Source organism: Serratia sp. PGPR-27 (assembly GCF_022678525.1).
GTDB classification, from domain to species: domain Bacteria; phylum Pseudomonadota; class Gammaproteobacteria; order Enterobacterales; family Enterobacteriaceae; genus Serratia; species Serratia nematodiphila.
Genome location: NZ_JALBYS010000097.1, coordinates 1 through 239, shown reverse-complemented (window position 1 = coordinate 239; position 239 = coordinate 1). Strand labels below are relative to the sequence as shown.

The 239-nt window shown below is 60.3% G+C and carries 1 pseudogene; it reads left to right on the top strand.

Annotation, left to right across the window (positions count from 1 at the left end):
* Window positions 1-239: pseudogene (locus MMS95_RS24170) on the top strand (transketolase); the annotation flags it as partial.

The window sequence follows — 239 nt, the reverse complement described above, 5'->3', positions numbered from 1 at the left end:
ATGTCCTCTCGTAAAGAGCTTGCCAACGCTATCCGCGCACTCAGCATGGACGCCGTACAAAAAGCAAATTCCGGCCACCCGGGGGCCCCTATGGGCATGGCGGACATCGCCGAAGTCCTGTGGCGTGACTACCTCAACCACAACCCGACTAACCCGCACTGGGCTGACCGCGACCGTTTCGTGCTCTCCAACGGCCACGGCTCCATGTTGATTTACAGCCTCCTGCACCTCACCGGCTA